The 15,913-nt window shown below is 64.7% G+C and carries 16 protein-coding genes; 5 read left to right on the top strand and 11 right to left on the bottom strand.

The window, feature by feature from the left end; genetic code table 11:
• Window positions 1–4: 4 nt before the first annotated feature.
• The 9 genes from IBJ82_RS29230 to IBJ82_RS29190 all read right to left on the bottom strand — a co-directional run bounded on the left by IBJ82_RS29230 (window position 5) and on the right by IBJ82_RS29190 (window position 10,008).
• Window positions 5–664: a hypothetical protein gene (locus IBJ82_RS29230; protein WP_194829211.1), complete on the bottom strand. Its 660-nt coding sequence runs from the start codon at window positions 662–664 to the stop codon at window positions 5–7.
• A gap of 232 nt (window positions 665–896) precedes the next feature.
• Entirely contained in the window at window positions 897–2,966 is a 2,070-nt protein-coding gene (locus IBJ82_RS29225) for a hypothetical protein (protein ID WP_194829210.1), read from the bottom strand.
• A gap of 28 nt (window positions 2,967–2,994) precedes the next feature.
• Window positions 2,995–6,306 carry a hypothetical protein gene (locus IBJ82_RS29220; RefSeq protein WP_194829209.1) on the bottom strand — a complete coding sequence of 1,104 codons (3,312 nt, stop codon included), beginning with the start codon at window positions 6,304–6,306 and terminating at the stop codon, window positions 2,995–2,997.
• A 26-nt stretch (window positions 6,307–6,332) separates the two neighbouring features.
• Window positions 6,333–6,989 (bottom strand): DUF4913 domain-containing protein, encoded by a 657-nt coding sequence (locus IBJ82_RS29215; protein WP_194829208.1) that lies wholly within the window; start codon window positions 6,987–6,989, stop codon window positions 6,333–6,335.
• On the bottom strand, window positions 6,986–8,845 hold the full coding sequence (locus IBJ82_RS29210) for a type IV secretory system conjugative DNA transfer family protein (protein WP_194829207.1): 1,860 nt from the start codon (window positions 8,843–8,845) through the stop codon (window positions 6,986–6,988). Before IBJ82_RS29210 ends, IBJ82_RS29215 begins: the two co-directional genes overlap by 4 nt.
• Window positions 8,845–9,177, bottom strand: a complete 333-nt coding sequence (locus IBJ82_RS29205; protein ID WP_194829206.1) for a WhiB family transcriptional regulator — start codon at window positions 9,175–9,177, stop codon at window positions 8,845–8,847. The genes IBJ82_RS29210 and IBJ82_RS29205 overlap by 1 nt, the downstream gene beginning before the upstream one ends.
• Window positions 9,174–9,362 (bottom strand): hypothetical protein, encoded by a 189-nt coding sequence (locus IBJ82_RS29200; protein WP_194829205.1) that lies wholly within the window; start codon window positions 9,360–9,362, stop codon window positions 9,174–9,176. Before IBJ82_RS29200 ends, IBJ82_RS29205 begins: the two co-directional genes overlap by 4 nt.
• Window positions 9,359–9,676 (bottom strand): hypothetical protein, encoded by a 318-nt coding sequence (locus IBJ82_RS29195; protein WP_228537872.1) that lies wholly within the window; start codon window positions 9,674–9,676, stop codon window positions 9,359–9,361. The genes IBJ82_RS29200 and IBJ82_RS29195 overlap by 4 nt, the downstream gene beginning before the upstream one ends.
• The gene (locus tag IBJ82_RS29190; RefSeq protein ID WP_194829204.1) at window positions 9,673–10,008 is read right to left on the bottom strand and encodes a hypothetical protein; all 336 of its coding nucleotides are present in this window, start codon (window positions 10,006–10,008) and stop codon (window positions 9,673–9,675) included. Before IBJ82_RS29190 ends, IBJ82_RS29195 begins: the two co-directional genes overlap by 4 nt.
• Window positions 10,009–10,114: 106 nt before the next feature.
• Between IBJ82_RS29190 and IBJ82_RS29185 the strand changes: the two genes are divergently transcribed.
• From IBJ82_RS29185 to IBJ82_RS29165, 5 genes are all read left to right on the top strand, one after another.
• Window positions 10,115–10,546: a GntR family transcriptional regulator gene (locus tag IBJ82_RS29185; RefSeq protein WP_194829203.1), complete on the top strand. Its 432-nt coding sequence runs from the start codon at window positions 10,115–10,117 to the stop codon at window positions 10,544–10,546.
• Window positions 10,547–10,578: 32 nt separating this feature from the next.
• Entirely contained in the window at window positions 10,579–11,658 is a 1,080-nt protein-coding gene (locus tag IBJ82_RS29180; RefSeq protein WP_194829202.1) for a hypothetical protein, read from the top strand.
• Window positions 11,658–12,230 (top strand): isochorismatase family cysteine hydrolase, encoded by a 573-nt coding sequence (locus IBJ82_RS29175; protein WP_194829201.1) that lies wholly within the window; start codon window positions 11,658–11,660, stop codon window positions 12,228–12,230. The genes IBJ82_RS29180 and IBJ82_RS29175 overlap by 1 nt, the downstream gene beginning before the upstream one ends.
• 118 nt (window positions 12,231–12,348) lie before the next feature.
• A complete protein-coding gene (locus tag IBJ82_RS29170; RefSeq protein WP_194829200.1) occupies window positions 12,349–12,723 on the top strand; it encodes a hypothetical protein in 375 nt (124 codons plus the stop codon).
• Window positions 12,724–12,834: 111 nt separating this feature from the next.
• Window positions 12,835–14,049, top strand: coding sequence for a hypothetical protein (locus IBJ82_RS29165; RefSeq protein WP_194829199.1), 1,215 nt, complete (start codon window positions 12,835–12,837; stop codon window positions 14,047–14,049).
• 155 nt (window positions 14,050–14,204) lie between these two features.
• Here IBJ82_RS29165 and IBJ82_RS29160 read toward each other — a convergent pair whose 3' ends face one another.
• Both IBJ82_RS29160 and IBJ82_RS29155 read right to left on the bottom strand, forming a co-directional pair.
• Window positions 14,205–15,065: a hypothetical protein gene (locus IBJ82_RS29160; RefSeq protein WP_194829198.1), complete on the bottom strand. Its 861-nt coding sequence runs from the start codon at window positions 15,063–15,065 to the stop codon at window positions 14,205–14,207.
• Window positions 15,065–15,796, bottom strand: coding sequence for a ParA family protein (locus IBJ82_RS29155; protein WP_194829197.1), 732 nt, complete (start codon window positions 15,794–15,796; stop codon window positions 15,065–15,067). Before IBJ82_RS29155 ends, IBJ82_RS29160 begins: the two co-directional genes overlap by 1 nt.
• Window positions 15,797–15,913: the final 117 nt, after the last annotated feature.

Here is a 15,913-nt window from a genome sequence, read left to right as displayed (position 1 = left end):
CCGATTAGCTCGTTGGTGTTGGCGTTGATGGCTCTGCCTCCTGGTCGAGTTGCGCTTCGATCAGGTCGGTGAGGTCGTCGACGAGCGGATCGACCGAACTGATCGGTGTGGGTGCGTTGTCGTCGAGGCGCTGCTGGATCAGCGCCAGCGCCAAGATGGTGAAGTCCATCGACCGGCTCAAACCCCAGGCCGCGGTGACGATTTGTTCAGCGAGCTCGGTGGGCTGAACCATCCGCCGACGCCAGCGGTCGGGATCGGCGGCGGTGCGCGCGGACTCGATCTCGGCGGCGACCGCTCCGACCAACTCGGCGGTCTCGCTGCGCCGCTGTTCGAGGATCTCCGGTGTCAGCTGCGAATAGAGGTGCTCTTCGAGGACCTGCTGGCGGGCGCTGCGCTGCGCGGTGGTCATCAGCGCCAGCACGGTGGTCTGGTCGGGATCGCTGCCCGGGTGGTCGGCTCGCCACTGATCGACGAGGAATCCGTGGGCGCTCTGATCGGTGATCTCAGCGACCAGGGCTGTCAGGTGCGCGGATTCCTCATCGATCTGGCGTTCGCGTTCGACCGGGGTCTGTTGCGGGTCCATTCCGATCCATTCGCGTCGGATTCTGCTGACCTCGGCGCGAATTTCAGGGTCGATGTCGTATTCGGGGTGGGCGGTTGTCATTTCGGTGTTCCCTCCTGCTACTGGTCGGTGACCAGTTGTTGCGGGTGTCGGCCCGCATGATTTCCCCTCGAGCCATCGTGCTGGTTGGCACTGACATGGCTTGAAGTTCGATCCTAAATGCGTTGGGCCTGGACTCTTTCGCACAATTTTGTGTGTGCGCACGAAAGTGCCGAGACCATCGCTTTGGTCTCGGCACTTTCGGTGTGGCGGCATATGGCCGCCGTGGTCTCGGTCAGGCGGCGCCGATTCCGGGGTCCTCGACTGCTTTGTCTGCGTTGAGTTCCACGGCGCCTTCGGCCAATGTGGCGAGGAGCTGGTGGGCCGGTCGGGTGCCGGTTCCCACCGCGGCGGCCGGCGGGTGCGCGCGGCCGGAGAAGGCGGCTTCGAGCTGTTCCTTGAGGTCAGCAGGAATGTTGGACACCTCGGTGTCCACGCTCGCCTGAACTGGTTCGGGACGGGCGACAATGTCATCGATCTGCTTCTGCAGATTCGCGAGCTCCCGCGCTTGAACTCGCGCGATGTCAATGAGTTCGCGGATCACGTCCTCGGGCTCAGCGTCGATGTCGGCTGGGCTCGGCGCCTCTGGTGCATCGATCGCTTCCCGTACGACGTCCTGGACATAGGCGTCGTACGCCAGGCCCTCGTTGTACTCCTCGGCTGCCTTCCACCGAGTTTCGTCGCTGTCGTCAAAGTACGGCTCGGTATCGAGTGAGGCCACGGATGTTTCCTCGACCGCGACTTCTGTCTGTTCACCGCGCTCGACGGGAGCGCGGTGACGCAGCGTTGCCGCCAAGGTCTGAAACGCACCGATGTCTTCAACTACCTCCCACAGCTTCTCGCGCCGGGCGCGGGCGGGGTTGTCCTCGGTCGGGTCGGTGAGTGCCATCAGCGCGACCTCCAGGCGCGCGGATTCGGCACCGGAGATCGAGGCGCTGGCGCGGGCAGTGGCGATCAGTTGCGCCAAGGCTGCCAGCTGGTCGAGATTGAGGCCGCGCGCGTTCGCGCTGACGTACTTCTCTGCGCCTTCGACGTGCTGGCGCAGTTCCTCCCGCGCCACGAACTGGTGGGGTTCGAGGTTGGAGATGGATGATCCGGCGATCTCGATGATCGGGTCCAGGTCGATGATGCCGGTGTACTCGGGCTGCTGTCGCAGGTACCGGCCCTCCACCTCGGCGTAGTAGCCACGCTGCACCGCGTTGGTGAACTCGGTGAACCGATTCGAATCGACGACGGCGTCCATGACCTGTGCGGGCAGCAGGGTGCGCCACTTGGCGCCTTCCTCAGCTCCGACCGCGGAGATGATCTTCCGGGCTCGATCGACCTCTGCCGGGGTGAGCGTTTGGGTGTGCCCGGCCCACAGCGCAGTCGCGGTCATCACGATCGCCTCGTCGACGCGCGAACCATCGGCGCCGCCGTCGGCAGAGGATTCGTAGTCCAACGTCGGTGCGGTGTCGACGAACTCGGTGAGACGTCGATTGAACTCTTCGTAGGAGATATCGGCTGCAGTGACGGCCTGGATCCGGTCGTCGAGGTCGACGTCAGACGCTGGATGGACATTGACGCCGGGCAGGTCGACCAGCGGATGGCCTTCGAAATCGTTGTCGTGGTTGCGCGACCACTGGTCGAACAGGTCCGCATCGCGCAGCAGGGTTCCGGGATCGAATCCTTCGCCTTCGCGGGAGAGGTCGCTCCACCTATTGAGCAGCATGTTGATGCGGTACCGTTCCCCGGCGGTCAGGCCGATCGAATGGTTGGCTGCGGCGATGACTGCTGTCGTGGCTGTTGAGAGCTCATCGCGCCACCGGTTGGAGGCGAATAGCCCAACCGGGCGGTCAGCTGCTTCCTTGGCCACCTCTTCGGCGGCCGCGAGAATGCTTCTGCCCGTCGTCAAGTCCAGCCCTTCGACGTCGGTTGGCACGTACGACGACTCCGCGCCGGTCACTCGGGCGTGGAGTGGGGGATTCAGCCGGATCCAGTCGTTCTTGTACACCGGCATGCCCACCTCACAGTGCAGCCAGAAGGAGTAGGCGCGGGCATCGTGGATGCGGTCCCACAGACCCACCGAGGTACCACCGCGCATCAGCGAGGACAGCACGACCGTGGCGCGCTCGGCTTCGGCGCCGTCGAGGTAGGTGTCGGTGACCTTGATGAGGTCGCGGACGTGACGTGCGACCGTGATGGACCCGATGGTCTCGTCGTGCCGCCAATCCCCTCGTGTCAGGCGCTCTTCGATGTGCAGCGCCCGCTCGATGTAGCCGGCACGGTCGTTGGGGGTGTCGTTGGGGGTTTCGTTGCTGGTCATTGGGGGTTCCTGTCTCTGTTTGATCGGCTCAGTCGCCGATGCCGGTACCGGGGGAAGTGCCCTCGTCGGGGCCGTGGATGGCGCGGTCGACCAGGTAGTTCATGCCCGCGCCGGGGGTGGTCTTGCGGGCACCGCGCCGTCCGGCGATGCGGGCTGCGGACTCGGGTGGCTCAGATCTAGTGCTGGCCGCGATTTCGATGACCTCCATCTGTTCCGGTGTCAGGTGTGCGTGTGCTCCGCTCTCTTTGTGTTCTGCCGGGTGTCCGACAGGTGCGTCGACCGTGGATTTGACGGGCGCGTAGATGGCTTTGTTCCAGCGCTCTTGGCGGGCGGCAGTCGAGGCGGCGTGTTTCGCGGCATCGGTGATCGCGGCGTTGGCTCGGGCGTTGACTTCGGCTCGGACAGGGGCGCTGATCCCGTAGGCGTCCAGCGAGACATTCAGGCGAGTCACAGCTGCTTCGGCGGCCGTGTTCGCCGCTGGGTCGGCGCCACCGGCGGAGGTGGCCAGGCGGCCGAGGTGGTGCTGAATGTTGCTGTCAGAGACCAGCTTTGCACGTAAAACTGGGTCGCTGATCTCCTTGCCGACCAGCGTCTCCAGGGTGTGCTGGTGATGTGCGGCGCTGGTTCGGGCCTGCCCGACTGCTCGCTCGATGTCGGCGGCGGCGCCACTGTGGTGATCGGCGAAGATCTGTTCGGGGATTCGCCCGCTGCCGGATTCGATACCGCGCATCGTCAACTCGAGCTGGGACCGTTCGACCGGGTGGAGCCCTTCGCCCTTGTCGATCACTTTGTCCAGTCGGCGTTTGACCGCGGCGCTCGTCTTCTCCAAGGACTTTGCTGCGGGGGCGTCTAGTGAGTCGACATCGATCTGTGCCTGGGTCGCGGCCTGGCGGACGATCGAGTACAACCGCAGATCCTCTTCGACCGCTGTCCGGTTGACGTGGTCTGGCCACAGCGGCTTGTACTCGCCGGTGGGGTTCTCCCAGATCGCGTTGCCCCGCTGCTTTGCCACCTCTACATCGGTCTTGTCGAGCAGCGGCAGCAGGTTCTGGATGGTGCGCCGTGTTGCGGTGGAGTCGATGCCCGTCTTCAACTGGGTCTGGTAGCTGATGAGCAGCGTGTCGAGGCGGTTCTTGATCGCTTCGCCTGGGGCGACGAGGGGTTCGGCGAGCTTGCGCTGCAGTACCACCGGTGCGGGCTGGTCATCGCGGCCAGCCAGGTAGAGCGCGGTGAACGCGACCTTGGTGCGGGTCTGGTCGTTGACTCCCGCCGACACCATCGCCTCGTTGACTGCACGCAGGGTGGTATCGGTGGGGTCGCTCTGCCAGGCCTGGATCTGGGCGATCACGGTCCGGCGTGCCGACTGATCGATGGATGGATCGGCGACGACCTGGTCGATCATGTGCTTTTGGGCCGCGCCGGCGCGGGCAACGTAGAGCCGTTCTTCCTCTGCCTTGTGCAGTTTGGAGTCCAGCACGTAGGCCTTGTCGATCACCGCGGTGGCTTCGTCGAGGTCGAGAACGATGCCGAAACGCGCGTGTACGTAGGTTCGAAGCGAGTGCATCGACGCCGTGGCGACCGCGCTGTGCGGTGCCCACGAGGCAGCGTCGCCGACTGCTGCGACGACCTCGCGACGGGTCAGGTTGTCGAACCCGGCCTTCTCCACAGCGGCTAGCTTCGCCTCGACACCTTTGCGTTCGGCATCGAACTTGGCCTGGGCTTCTTCGCGCTCGCGGTCGGCCTTGCGTGCCATCGCCAGGAGGTAGGCCTCACGCTTCTTGGCACCGGTTTGCGCCCACGCCATCACGTACTGCATGAGCAGTCGGGTCAGCGCTGAGAACTGTTGTCCGAAGGCGTCTTCGGCGGAGTGGTGATCGACTTGGGTGGGCTCGCTGTGGCTGAAAAACATGTCTGGGACTCCAACTGTGGGCGGGTTGGTTGTGGTCTCTGCGGTGCCGCGCTGCGGGGCTGTCGCGTTGTTCAGGTCCAGCCGGTAGGGCTTCGGCGTGGGAGGGTCAGCCGTGGATGACACCGTGGCTACGGTCGCGGGGAAGTCAGCGATCGATCTGTCTGCCGAGTTGTCGAGCTGCTCTGCGTATTCGGCGAAGCCGCGCTGCAGGTGGGCGGCGTTTCCGGTGAGGGATTCGGCCAGGTTCCGCGCGGACTCGGCGGCCTCGGTCGCGGCGGCGATCTCGGTGGCCAGCTTGGCGGTGGCGGTGGCCTTGGCATTGACACGGAACTGAGAGAGCAGCTGGGTCAGCGCCTTGCGGCGTGGTGGGTCGTCCTGCAGTTCGGCGATCCTCGCGCGCATCGTCTCGACGAAAGGCTCGTCGACGATGAACGGGTCGATCTCCTTGCTGCTGGCTCGTGCCTGCGCGGCCTCGACGAACGCGACCTCCTGGACCGCGCTTTTCGCGGCCTGCGCGGCGATGTGCCCAGCGACGGCGGCGGGCATGAGCATGTCGGCGCGGGCGCGCACGAATCGCACGATCACGGAGTCGTCGAGCGCGGGCGGTACTGATTCGTCGTCGAGTGGGCCGGTTTCGATCAGACGGCGCCGTGCGGCGAGTACCGCAGCGTCGACTACGTCGGGATCGGTGGTGCGCAACCGGTTTTCGGGTGCCGCAGCGGGGCGTCCGAGCACACCCGGGAGGGCGGCAGTGATCGCTTCGGGTGTCGGCTGGTAGTCGGTGTCGACCGCGGCGCGGGCTTGGGTGATGTCGATTCCGGACCTGACCAGACGCTGGACCTCGGCGCCGCGCGCGTCACGTTCGCGGCAGGTGAGGGTGTGCAGTCGTGCGCGAGCGGCCCACAGGTCTTCGACGGCGATGTCGTCGGCGAGCATCTGGACGTACCCGACGTCGAGCTGATCGATGGCGACATGGCCGTCGGCGGCTGCTTCCAGCTGCATCCGTGCCGAGTCGGATCGGGCGCGGTGGTGCTCGATCATCCGCGTGTCTGCGGTCTGGGTGATGAGCAGGTAGTCGGTGACCTTGTCGCTGAGTCGGGTGTAGTCAGGGTGTTCTGTGCCCATGTCGGCCATCTGCGCGACAGCGGAGGCCAGGAACGGGTCGCTGACCGCTTCGGCCTCGCGCAGGTCGATCGTGGCGTCTCGCAGCTCGTGCACCAGCGGGGCGAGGGCGTCGGCACGCGCACGGGTCTGTGCCACGATCGGCGCTATCGCCCGGCTGTATGGGTTCAGTCCGCTGTCCCACGCCATGGTGACTGCGCTGAGGCAGTTCACCAGTGTGCGAGTGGCTTCCAGCTCGGCACGCATATCGGTCAGACCTGGATCGCGGCGGCGATGTCCGCCAGCGGCGGCACGGTTCGGGTTCTGCATGTCCAGCTCTTTCCTCGATGCGACGATCAGGGGAAGCCCGGCTCGCCGACCAGGGCTTCGACGACGGGATCTGTTGCGACGGCGGCCGGTGCGGCGACGGCAGAGGGCGCCAGGGCGCCGTCGGCGAACATCCCGGTCGGCGCGGGCACCGTGGGCAGGGGTTCGAGGCGCTTGGAATGGGCGGCCCCGTAGCAGTACTTGAACGGACCTTCCTCGCCGAGAAGTTTGGTGAGGATCGGCTCGCCGAACTGCACCCAGAACACCGCCTGCTCGGTGCCCGGGCCTGTGCGCAGGTTTTCGAACGCGCACCACAGAGCTGACAGCTTGGCCACCGCCTCGCCGTGCTGCCACCATTCCGAGCACCACCGCCAAGGCCCGCGCTCGGTGCCCTCGCTGACATCGCGGCGATAGACACGCGCCACGAACTTTTCGACGAATTCGTCGAGGGTTCGGAATCGCAGCTCGCCGCCCGGCGCCGAACCGGCCAGGAGACGATCGACCTGTCGCTTGGCGACCGCGCGGATTTCCTCTTCGCGCCCTTCGAGGGCCTCGGTCACCGCGGGGTTGGTGATCGCGGCAAAGGCAGTCGTGATGGCTCGTTCGACGGTGTCGGTGGCCATCGCGGCCAGGGCTGGAGGGAGTGTGTCGGAGGAGATCAGCTCCTCCCAATCAGCGTCGCTCATGCGGAGATTCCTTCCGTGGTGTCGAGATCGTCGTGCACGACATGAAGCGGGGCGATCGTGGCCTCGTCCTCGAATTTGGGCTCGTAGCGCGCGAGTGATGCGGCCACCTTGTCGGCGAAGTCGTGCTCGAACCACGGCACGGTCTTGAACAGGACGGCGGGGTTGGCTGCGGAGAACAACACCGCCCGCCCGCGCGGCATTTTTGCGAGGTCGGAAGGCTTCAAGGTGCGGGTTTCGGTTTGGCTGGTCGTGGTCGACTTGTTACCGCCGGGGCTCTTCGAGACGCTGACGTTGTTCTCGTAGTGGTCGCCGACGATCTCACTGCGACCTGCGAGGAAGGTGGGATCATCGACGCCGGACCCGAGTACGCGCAGGGTCGCCGCCGACCACAGGGTGTCCATGCCGGCGCGGCCCCAGCAGCGCTCGCCCTGCGCCCAGGACTGCAGGATCGTCATCACGACGATGCCGCGAGATCCGAAGTGGCTGTAGAGCTTCGGCAGGGCTGGCCAGCGGATGATGTTGGCAGCTTCGTCGAGTACGGCGAGCATCGGCACGGACAGACGGCCGCGCGGTGAGCGCGATCCCAGGTCCATGGCAGCATCGGTCACGGCGTCGGTCAACGCACACACCAACGCTCCGGCGTTGCCCTCGCCTTCCAATGACAACGCATACAGCGTGTCTCGGGACTTGGCAAATGCCCGCACGTCGAACGCGCTACGCGGCTGCTCACCGTCCTGGCTCGGGGTAACCCACGGGACGATCGCGGCGGTATTGAGGCATTCGGTCATGACCCCGGCGGTCGCGAAAACGCCGCCCTTCTGCTTGGACGGTGCACTGTACTGCTGCGCCAGGACTCCTGCGTAGGTACGAAACCCGGCCTTGTGCAGAAGGAGTCGAGGAGAATCGTCGTGCTCGGCGTCGATCCATTCCGCGATCTTGGTGATCGGCGCTTTCGCGACGACGGCGGCGATGATCAGCGCTCGGAGCAACTTGCGGGCACTGGGTTCGAAGAACGCGTCGACCGAACGATCGTCCCCGACAGACGCCGCGAAGTGTCCGGTGAGCACTGCCGCGCGTTGTTCCATCAGCGCCAGCGTCTTGCCACTGGCAACCCAGGCGATGGGATCCCAATAGAACGTCGGGTCGGCGTCGGCCACACCCTGCGGGTCGAAGATGTAGACGTCACCGACACTCTCGCGATGAAGCCGAGTGGCATCGACGACATCGCGTTTGTTCGACGTCGACACGACAGGGCCGGGGGCCATCATGATTGCCGGGATGACCCGCGACGTGGTCTTTCCCTGACGCGGACCCCAGATATCGACGTGCAGGTCCTCGTAGGACCCGTACAGGGGCTCTGACCGATCGAAGACCGACTGGCGGATGGTGTTACCGATGAGCACGCCGGGCACAGATCCCTGCGGCAGACGAACCTGCAGGCTGGCGGCGCGCTCGGCGACTGCGGCCTCCTTGAGGCCGTCGATCTCTTTACCCCTGCCCATGAACTGGGCCTGGGAGTCGATGGCCTTGCGGTCACGACGTGTGGGCCGGTTCCGCCACCAGCGTCGAGCGGCGTAGATCCCCGCAGCGCAGACCGTGCAACCGGTGATGGGCATTCCGACGGCAACGATCGTGGCCTCGGTGCTCCAGACCAGCTCGTCGGTCAGCAGACCGCACAACAGTTCGACCGGTTGCCACGGGACTTCCTGGGTCGGACCGCCGATCTCCTGTGCGAGATCAAGTGAGAGCGTGGTGTAGCCGGAGACTGCACCGGCGATGCCGACCAGCCCCAAGAGCCCCCAGGTCTCCAGGTCCAGCCCACCACCGTGGTGGGGTGGCTTCATCTTGCGATCCATCACGCCCTCCGCTCGCGTAGTGGCGCCAGAACCCCGGTCGCGCTGGTGAATCGCAGATTCGTGACGAGCTCGGTGAACTGGGCTTCGGAGGGGTTGGTCGGGATCGGGTATCCGGCGGTGATCGACCTGACCAGCAGTTCCGGGGAGCGCTCGACCATGGCGAGGGCCCGATCGGCGCAGGCCTGCAGAAAGTCGCAAGAGGCGCACATATCGCGGGCCGCCATGACCTTGTTGACGTTTAGACGAGCCGGAAAGAAGCGGTCCGGGTCTTTCCGGCAGGGGCCCGCGATCACGGTCGCGACGATGGTGGTGGTCTCGTGAGTTCGGTTCATCGGGGTGTCTCCTGGCAGTAGGTGCAGGGCATGGGAGCGGCGGCGTAGCGCACCTGGAAGATGAATCCGCCTGCCACGCAGGCGATAAGGAGTACGAAAAGGGCGATCGCGATCCGCGCCTCGGCGCTGCGCGGGGTGCGCTGGCTGCTCGTGACGACGTGATCGGTGTCTGTAGCGAGAGTCATCTGAACGCCCCCGTCATCGCGATAAAGCCGACGAGCTCGGCGGCGGTCAGGCCCAGTTGTGCGGCGGAGTCGGCCAGCACGCTGTCGGCGACGGCGGCTGCCGAGATCGCCGTGATGGCGCCGAGCAGGTCGAACTCGCGTCCGGGGAGGTAGCTGACAACCCAAAGGCCGTCACCGACGTACACGCCGATCTGGCGGGTGTATTTCGAGGTGATCGAGGTCTCGGTGATCACCACGTCGACCTTCTCGGCGGATTCGGTGATTTGCACGCTGCCGGATTCGACACGGCGGCGACGCCACGTGGTCATGTTCACGCCAGCCACCCCTGCCTGGTGCGGTGGTCCTGCATTGCGCGCAGGACAGCGTCGAGCGGGTCGAGGCCGACCACCTCGGCGAGGCGAGTCACCTTGTCCCACAGGCGCGTCGCCTGCTTGGTGCGGGCGAAGAGCAGCTGATCGGCGAAGTGGGTGACGAGTGCGGCGAGGTCGAGTGCGGCGACAGCCTGCTCGCGGGTCAGGACGACCGCGCCGGGCTCGAAGCGCCAGAAGGAGATCACATAGCGATCCGCGCTGACCAGGAACGCGTAGTGGTGGGTATCGGTGTGGCGAAGGTATCGGGATCGGGAGTCCTGTCCGGTGGACTTCATTGGGGGTTCCTCTCGCTTCGGTGATCTAAGTGTTTCATAACTGTGCTAGCTCAGTCAATAGACATCTAGATCACCCAAGTGAGTTATGAAGGACTATGATGCGGTGATGGGCACCTCGAAATACGTCCAGATCGCCGACGATCTGGATAAGAAGATGGCCGATGGCCAATACCGCGTCGGCGACACGCTGCCCGCCAAGCGGGCGCTGCAGGAGATCTACGGCGCCGCCGGCGGCACGGTCAACCAGGCTGTCGAACTCCTCGTCGACCGCGGGCTGGTCGAGGTCCGCCAAGGCATGGGGACCTACGTTCTCCCCCGACCCGAGCCCGGCCCGTCGATTCCCGAGCGCACTGAGGCGCTGGAAACTGAAGTCGCGCAGCTGCGCCGACGTGTCTCCGAGTTGGAGGACCAGTGCAAGGCGATCCCCGAACTTCGGCGCGACATCCAGCAGCTCGAAGCGCTGGTCGGCGAGGCACGGTCGAACTTAGGCTTGTCCGACCTGCCGCACCACAACGAGTCTGCTGAGGCCGCAGGATGATTCATTACCTGCCGACGTCGTCCACAGCGTCAGTGACCGCGCTGGGAACACACTCGGCGTGGCGCCCCGACTACGCCGCAATTGCGCGCCGCCGCATCGCTGACGCTCGTACCAGGGCCGGACAGACGCACAGCGAGTTCGCGACGCGCCTCACCCAACAGCTCGGCCGCCCTATCGCCGCGGGCCATGTCCAAGCCTGGGAGTCGAGCACCACCCCACCGGGAGATGTCCTGCTCGCTGTCAGCGCGCTGGCACCGACACCCGCAACCCAGATCGGCATCCGGTCACACAAGTTCATCGCGGCGCAGATCCCCCCGGCAGCAATCGGCGATCTCGTCACCGCTGTAGATGCCACACCCACCGAGGAATTCGGCAAGCTCGGCGGATGGTCGGCTCCGATGGCTCGCCCTGGCTGCACGATGAAGATCTTCGCCTTCGGCACCGTCATCATCCACCTCGCAGAAGAGGTCGACGCAGCCGATATCACCTCGATCGCCCTGTGGCGCTATGACACCTACCCCGCCGACTTGAAGTGGGCCAGCGAGACATTGAGCTCGCTGACAGACGCACCGGTCACCGGCTCCTACATCCTGAGCTTGTACTGGATCTACACCGCACCGTGGGTCGGCGCATCGCTCGAGACCGCCGTCCGGCTGATCTGCTCACCACGGGTGTTGATCGATCCTGATGCGCCCGACGCCGCCGCGGCGCAGGTCGCAGGCGAACGCATCGAAGCGCAGCTCCTGGCCGCCGGATACCCCGACGTCAAGATGGCAAGTTTCGGCATTCCCGGAGTCTCAACCGGATTCGCATCCTGGTCCGGTGTCGCCTACCACCCGCACGATCCCGCTCGCGCGCTGCAGGAGCCCCGCGTCGTCAGCTTCGAGATCGCACTGCAAGCGATCTGGTCCTACACCCATGCGATCAACGAGTCGCCGGAGTCGATCGACCCGAAGTTCGGGCACCGGTTCTTGCGCCGAGTCCGACCGATGCTCTTCACACCGCGGCCGCAGGAGACCGGCTCGGAGTACTCGATGCGCGAAGCCATCACCACCACCAGCGGCCTGATCGAACAGCTCGAGCTGGCCATGGACGCACTGCAGGAGAGCTAGTGAACATCGACACCGCCGCGCTGATCGTGATCGACGTCCAGCACGGGTTCATCACTCCCGATTCAGCACCGGTAGTCCCGGTGGTCGACAACCTGATTCGGTCCTGGGCGCCCTCCGGTCAGCCGATCGTGATCACGCGGTTCGCCAACTACGCCGGCTCGCCCTACGAGCGCTACATAGGCTGGACAGCCCTGCAGAGTGCGGAGGAGATCGCGGTCGTCGACGAGCTCGTACCGCACCTGGAGCTGCCCAACGTCATCGTCATCGACAAGCAGATCTACAGCGCCTTCACCCCTGAAACGATTTCCGCGCTACGTGATCTCGCGGTCACCGACGTGTTCCTGTGCGGCATCGCGACCGATGCCTGCGTCCTCAAGTCCGCGCTGGACGCCTTCGAGCTCGGCTGGACACCGTGGGTGGTCCGAGATGCCGTCGCCTCCAATGCAACCCGGCACCGTGCCGACCAGGTCCACGAAGCCGCCCTGCTGATCATCGGCCGATCCATCGGCGCCGGTCAGATCATCACGAGCACCGAGGTTCTCAATGCGTTGAACAGGCACCGCACTTCGTGATAGCCCGCGCGGCATCCAACCCAGGAGAATTTATGGGTGTGTCGGCTCGCTTCTCGAGCCGACGTGAGATATCTATATTCATATGGGCCGACCCATATCAAGACCACCAGGCAAGTTCGTGAACCTGCGACTCACCGAAGCGCTGGAAACCGCTGTCGCAGCGGAGATCTACCGCCGCGGCTGGACCAAGAGGGCTTTCTACGAGTACGCACTCAAAGGCGAGCTGGCGATTGTGCACGGGGAACGACCCGGCACAACCGCGATTCCGGCCGAGGTCGGCCTGACATACCTTTCTGGATCGACCGAAGCAGGCGGAGTCATGCTCTCGCTGGACGTCATCAAGGACTACCAGTCCTATCTGCCCAAGCGGATAGGCGCCAAGAAGGAATTCTTCGAACGCGCGCTGCTGCGCGAACTCGGACTGCTGACCCCATCCGAGCGCACCGGCGAGCATCACCAAGGAGGTGAAGCTCCACAGCGGATCTCGGCCTGACCAAGCCGAGCAGCCCGCGAGGTGACTGACCTCTCCCCCACATACCCCATAACGCAAGAACCCCCCCACAGCGGACCAGGCTGAGAGGGGTTCCGGACCCCCAAGGGGATCATGTCTTTCCAGGACAGATCTCAGGGTAGCGCACGCCTGCGATCTGGCAAGTACCGACACGCCAAATCGCCCTCCCCTACCCTGAAAAAGGCATCGCCCGCCGACAGACCGCTGCGGTTGGTCTTATCGGACGAGGCTTACTCAAACGCTGGTGCGCCGCCGTGCTGGTGGTCGCGCGTCAGATTCGTGGCGCACTGCGTCGCGCTCTACGACGAGCACTACCGGGCTCTGCGCCGCGACGGACTCGTCCCGTCGATCAGTCGATCGACCTGGATGGCTTACGTCATCGCAGAAAGCGCCACGGCCGACATCGCTACCGGTCGCGACTGCCGACCGACAGTGCGCAGACTCCAGCACCTCGTCATCAGGTCGAAGTCCACGATCCAACGCTGCCGCCGACTCGCGGTGCAGCTCGGCGTACGCACGGTCGTCTTTCGTGGCCGGCACCGCACGAAGGCCGAACGGCTCGAGTCCTACCGTCACCAGGACAAGGGCCGGGGGTGGGCATCGGTTGCGGCGCTGCATGAATCGACCACACTGTCTGTGGATGAAAAAGCGGTCGCAGAGCTGCTCGACCTGGGAATTGACACCCCACTACCGCAAAGCGGTGGTAGGTCTGTTCTCTCATTGTCGGCTGAAAAAAAACTTCCCGAAAAGACCGAGGATCCCGCTCCGCGACCGAAGAAGACCAACCGCAGCGCACCGATCTGGGACTCCAAAGCCGTCTCTCTCGCTCGAAACTGCCGCGGTGACATGAGGATCCCGGACTGGATCGCTGGAATCGCTCTGGGCAAGCTCACCGCGGTTCTCACGCCTTACGCCCGCGCTGGATGGCTGGTCGACGACGTGTTGACCGCGATCGAACAATTCCGCCTCGCTGGTCATACGCTGCTCACCGATCCCGAAAACCCCTCCGGCTACCTGGTTCACATGCTGCGCCGGGTGCCGGTCAACGAGCCCCCTGCCAGGATCGCACGTGGCCAGCGGGTCCAGAGGGAACACCATCAGCGCTTCGAGCAGCAGCTGTACCGCGACGATGTCGAACGAGCAAAAAAGACCGCTCAGTCTGTTAACTCGGATTCGTTGGGCCGCAAGCTGTTTGCCGAGTTCCGGGAAGCGAACCGGCTGCGTGTCAGCGGCCGCGCCGCAGCCCGGATGAGGACAGAAGAATTCGCCCGGCGAGAGATCGCCTTGTCGCTCCGGCACGCCGGATGAGAATCGTGCAGCTCGATCACGCCTTGTCAGAACTCAATAGTCGCTCTCGACGATCACCCGGTGAGGTCAGCGGCGCTGATCGCATGGGCCGCAGACGAACACTGCTCCTGTCCTCGCCACGACCGCAAGGACAGGAGCAGCAAAACAGGGTGAGGTCAGTCCTCGGCCGCCCGTTCGAGCCGATCGGCGATCTCGCGCAGGCGCTGGGCAACATCGCGAGCTTCGTCAGGATGGTCACGCGAGCCCTCGACGAGCTGGGACGTGATTCCTTCCAGCTTCCGCAGCGTCAGAACCAGCCGGTCATCCTTAGTTGCCGGATCGACCGAAAGTCCTTGCTGGAGCGCCCGAATGCGCTTGATGACCTCGTCCTCGTCGAACGGGCCATCTGGGACGACAGCCACAGCCTCCTTGACCTTGGCCGCGGTCACCTTGTCGGCCTCGGCAACCACGCTGTAAACAGTGATCGCAGCATCCTGGCCGTAGCGGTCAGCCACCGGAAGCAGTTCGCGCACTTGCGCTTCATTGATGGCTGGTGCGCGGGAGCTGAGTCGGTTCGCCAACGGCCATGCCCTGATCAGCTTGTTCGCGTACCCGCGTTGCATGCCCCATCGGTCCTCGACGTACGCCTCGAACGTCGGATGCGTCGATCGGTAGAGCCTGCCATTGCGAATGATCTCCAGTGCGCGGCCAGCCACCGCGAAGGCCATCCGCAGCGCTTCGATCGACTGCTCGAGCACTTCGAGTTGCTGTTTTTCGCGCACCGTGAGCGCGGCGTCGGATCCGTCCTCACCGGCCGTGGCCGGTACCGGCATCTCCATCACCGCGTCGAACACTGCAGACGTCGGATCGGTCGACGGGGTAACAGGCGTAACTCCAGTCGGCGGCCAGTCAGCATTGTGCAGCGGAGAAACCGGCAGGGTGTGCGGTGACGTGTCAGCGACCGGATTGATGTCAGCGACCGGATTGACACCTCCTCCTAGCGTCCCTTTTCCGGTCGGCCGCTTCGGCGGCGGCATTAGGACGCCACCTTTGCGGTGAGGTATCGGGCAACGAGCTCATCACCGACGGCCTGATATTCGCCGAGGTCGGTGATTGGGTTCTCAGCCCCTTTGCCGACCTTCCCGTCGGCGGCTTCGCGGTACCACCGCCAGTCGGACAGGAAAGTCTCAAAGAGCTCGTAGCCCGCATCGACGAGATCCTGACGCGCCATGCGGTGTTCGGTGGATACGTTGACCTTCTTGCCATCGATGGTCCGCCATTGGGTCGGAACCTTGGCCAGCAATACCCGCACATTGATCTCATGGCTGACTTGAGCGGCCGCTTCGCTCGCTGCGAGGAAGGTGGAGGGAACCCGGTTGTACTCTGACGGATTCGTCCCGGTCATCAAGATCAATTCCTGGGTGCGCCGCACAGCCGCTTTGAAGATCTCATCGGACTCGCCGCCGGCGTCGACAATGATTACGTCGTAGAGCGCGCTGTTGTCGTCGATGCATTGGTGAATCTGCTTGGACGGGAAGGCAACCAAAGAAAAGGGAGGTTCGACGTCGGCGTCACGGAGACGTCGATACCAAGAGTATCCGGTCTGGGACAGTGGGTCTGCGTCGATTACGAGCACCCGACGTCCATGGACGATGGCGAAGTAGCAGGCGAGGAAGAACGAGGATGTGGTCTTCGTCGCGCCGCCCTTGAGATTGCCGAGAGTGATGACGAGTGGCTTCGGGATCTCAAGCGTGACGGCTGAGGTCATAATCCCCTCCCTGGAGGACAGGTTCTGGTAATGCGCGCTAAGTGTGTCACACGCGGCGCGGCGGATCCGCGTGGACACGATGGCGGCTGGCCGCAAGCACCGGAATGGGTCCAATTG

Origin of the sequence: Nocardia sp. XZ_19_231, assembly GCF_015355705.1 — a bacterium.
Classification (GTDB): Bacteria; Actinomycetota; Actinomycetes; order Mycobacteriales; family Mycobacteriaceae; genus Nocardia; species Nocardia salmonicida.
Note: the sequence above shows the minus strand (reverse complement) of the source record. Positions and strands in the feature narration are given on the sequence as shown.

Excerpts from the sequence above, each read along its gene's own strand:
- IBJ82_RS29155 (WP_194829197.1), bottom strand. The coding sequence starts at position 15,796 with ATGACCTCAGCCGTCACGCTTGAGATCCCGAAGCCACTCGTCATCACT.
- IBJ82_RS29225 (WP_194829210.1), bottom strand. The coding sequence starts at position 2,966 with ATGACCAGCAACGAAACCCCCAACGACACCCCCAACGACCGTGCCGGC.
- IBJ82_RS29230 (WP_194829211.1), bottom strand. The coding sequence starts at position 664 with ATGACAACCGCCCACCCCGAATACGACATCGACCCTGAAATTCGCGCC.
- IBJ82_RS29210 (WP_194829207.1), bottom strand. The coding sequence starts at position 8,845 with ATGGATCGCAAGATGAAGCCACCCCACCACGGTGGTGGGCTGGACCTG.
- IBJ82_RS29200 (WP_194829205.1), bottom strand. The coding sequence starts at position 9,362 with ATGACTCTCGCTACAGACACCGATCACGTCGTCACGAGCAGCCAGCGC.
- IBJ82_RS29190 (WP_194829204.1), bottom strand. The coding sequence starts at position 10,008 with ATGAAGTCCACCGGACAGGACTCCCGATCCCGATACCTTCGCCACACC.
- IBJ82_RS29165 (WP_194829199.1), top strand. The coding sequence starts at position 12,835 with ATGTCTTTCCAGGACAGATCTCAGGGTAGCGCACGCCTGCGATCTGGC.
- IBJ82_RS29220 (WP_194829209.1), bottom strand. The coding sequence starts at position 6,306 with ATGCAGAACCCGAACCGTGCCGCCGCTGGCGGACATCGCCGCCGCGAT.
- IBJ82_RS29160 (WP_194829198.1), bottom strand. The coding sequence starts at position 15,065 with ATGCCGCCGCCGAAGCGGCCGACCGGAAAAGGGACGCTAGGAGGAGGT.
- IBJ82_RS29205 (WP_194829206.1), bottom strand. The coding sequence starts at position 9,177 with ATGAACCGAACTCACGAGACCACCACCATCGTCGCGACCGTGATCGCG.
- IBJ82_RS29185 (WP_194829203.1), top strand. The coding sequence starts at position 10,115 with ATGGGCACCTCGAAATACGTCCAGATCGCCGACGATCTGGATAAGAAG.
- IBJ82_RS29215 (WP_194829208.1), bottom strand. The coding sequence starts at position 6,989 with ATGAGCGACGCTGATTGGGAGGAGCTGATCTCCTCCGACACACTCCCT.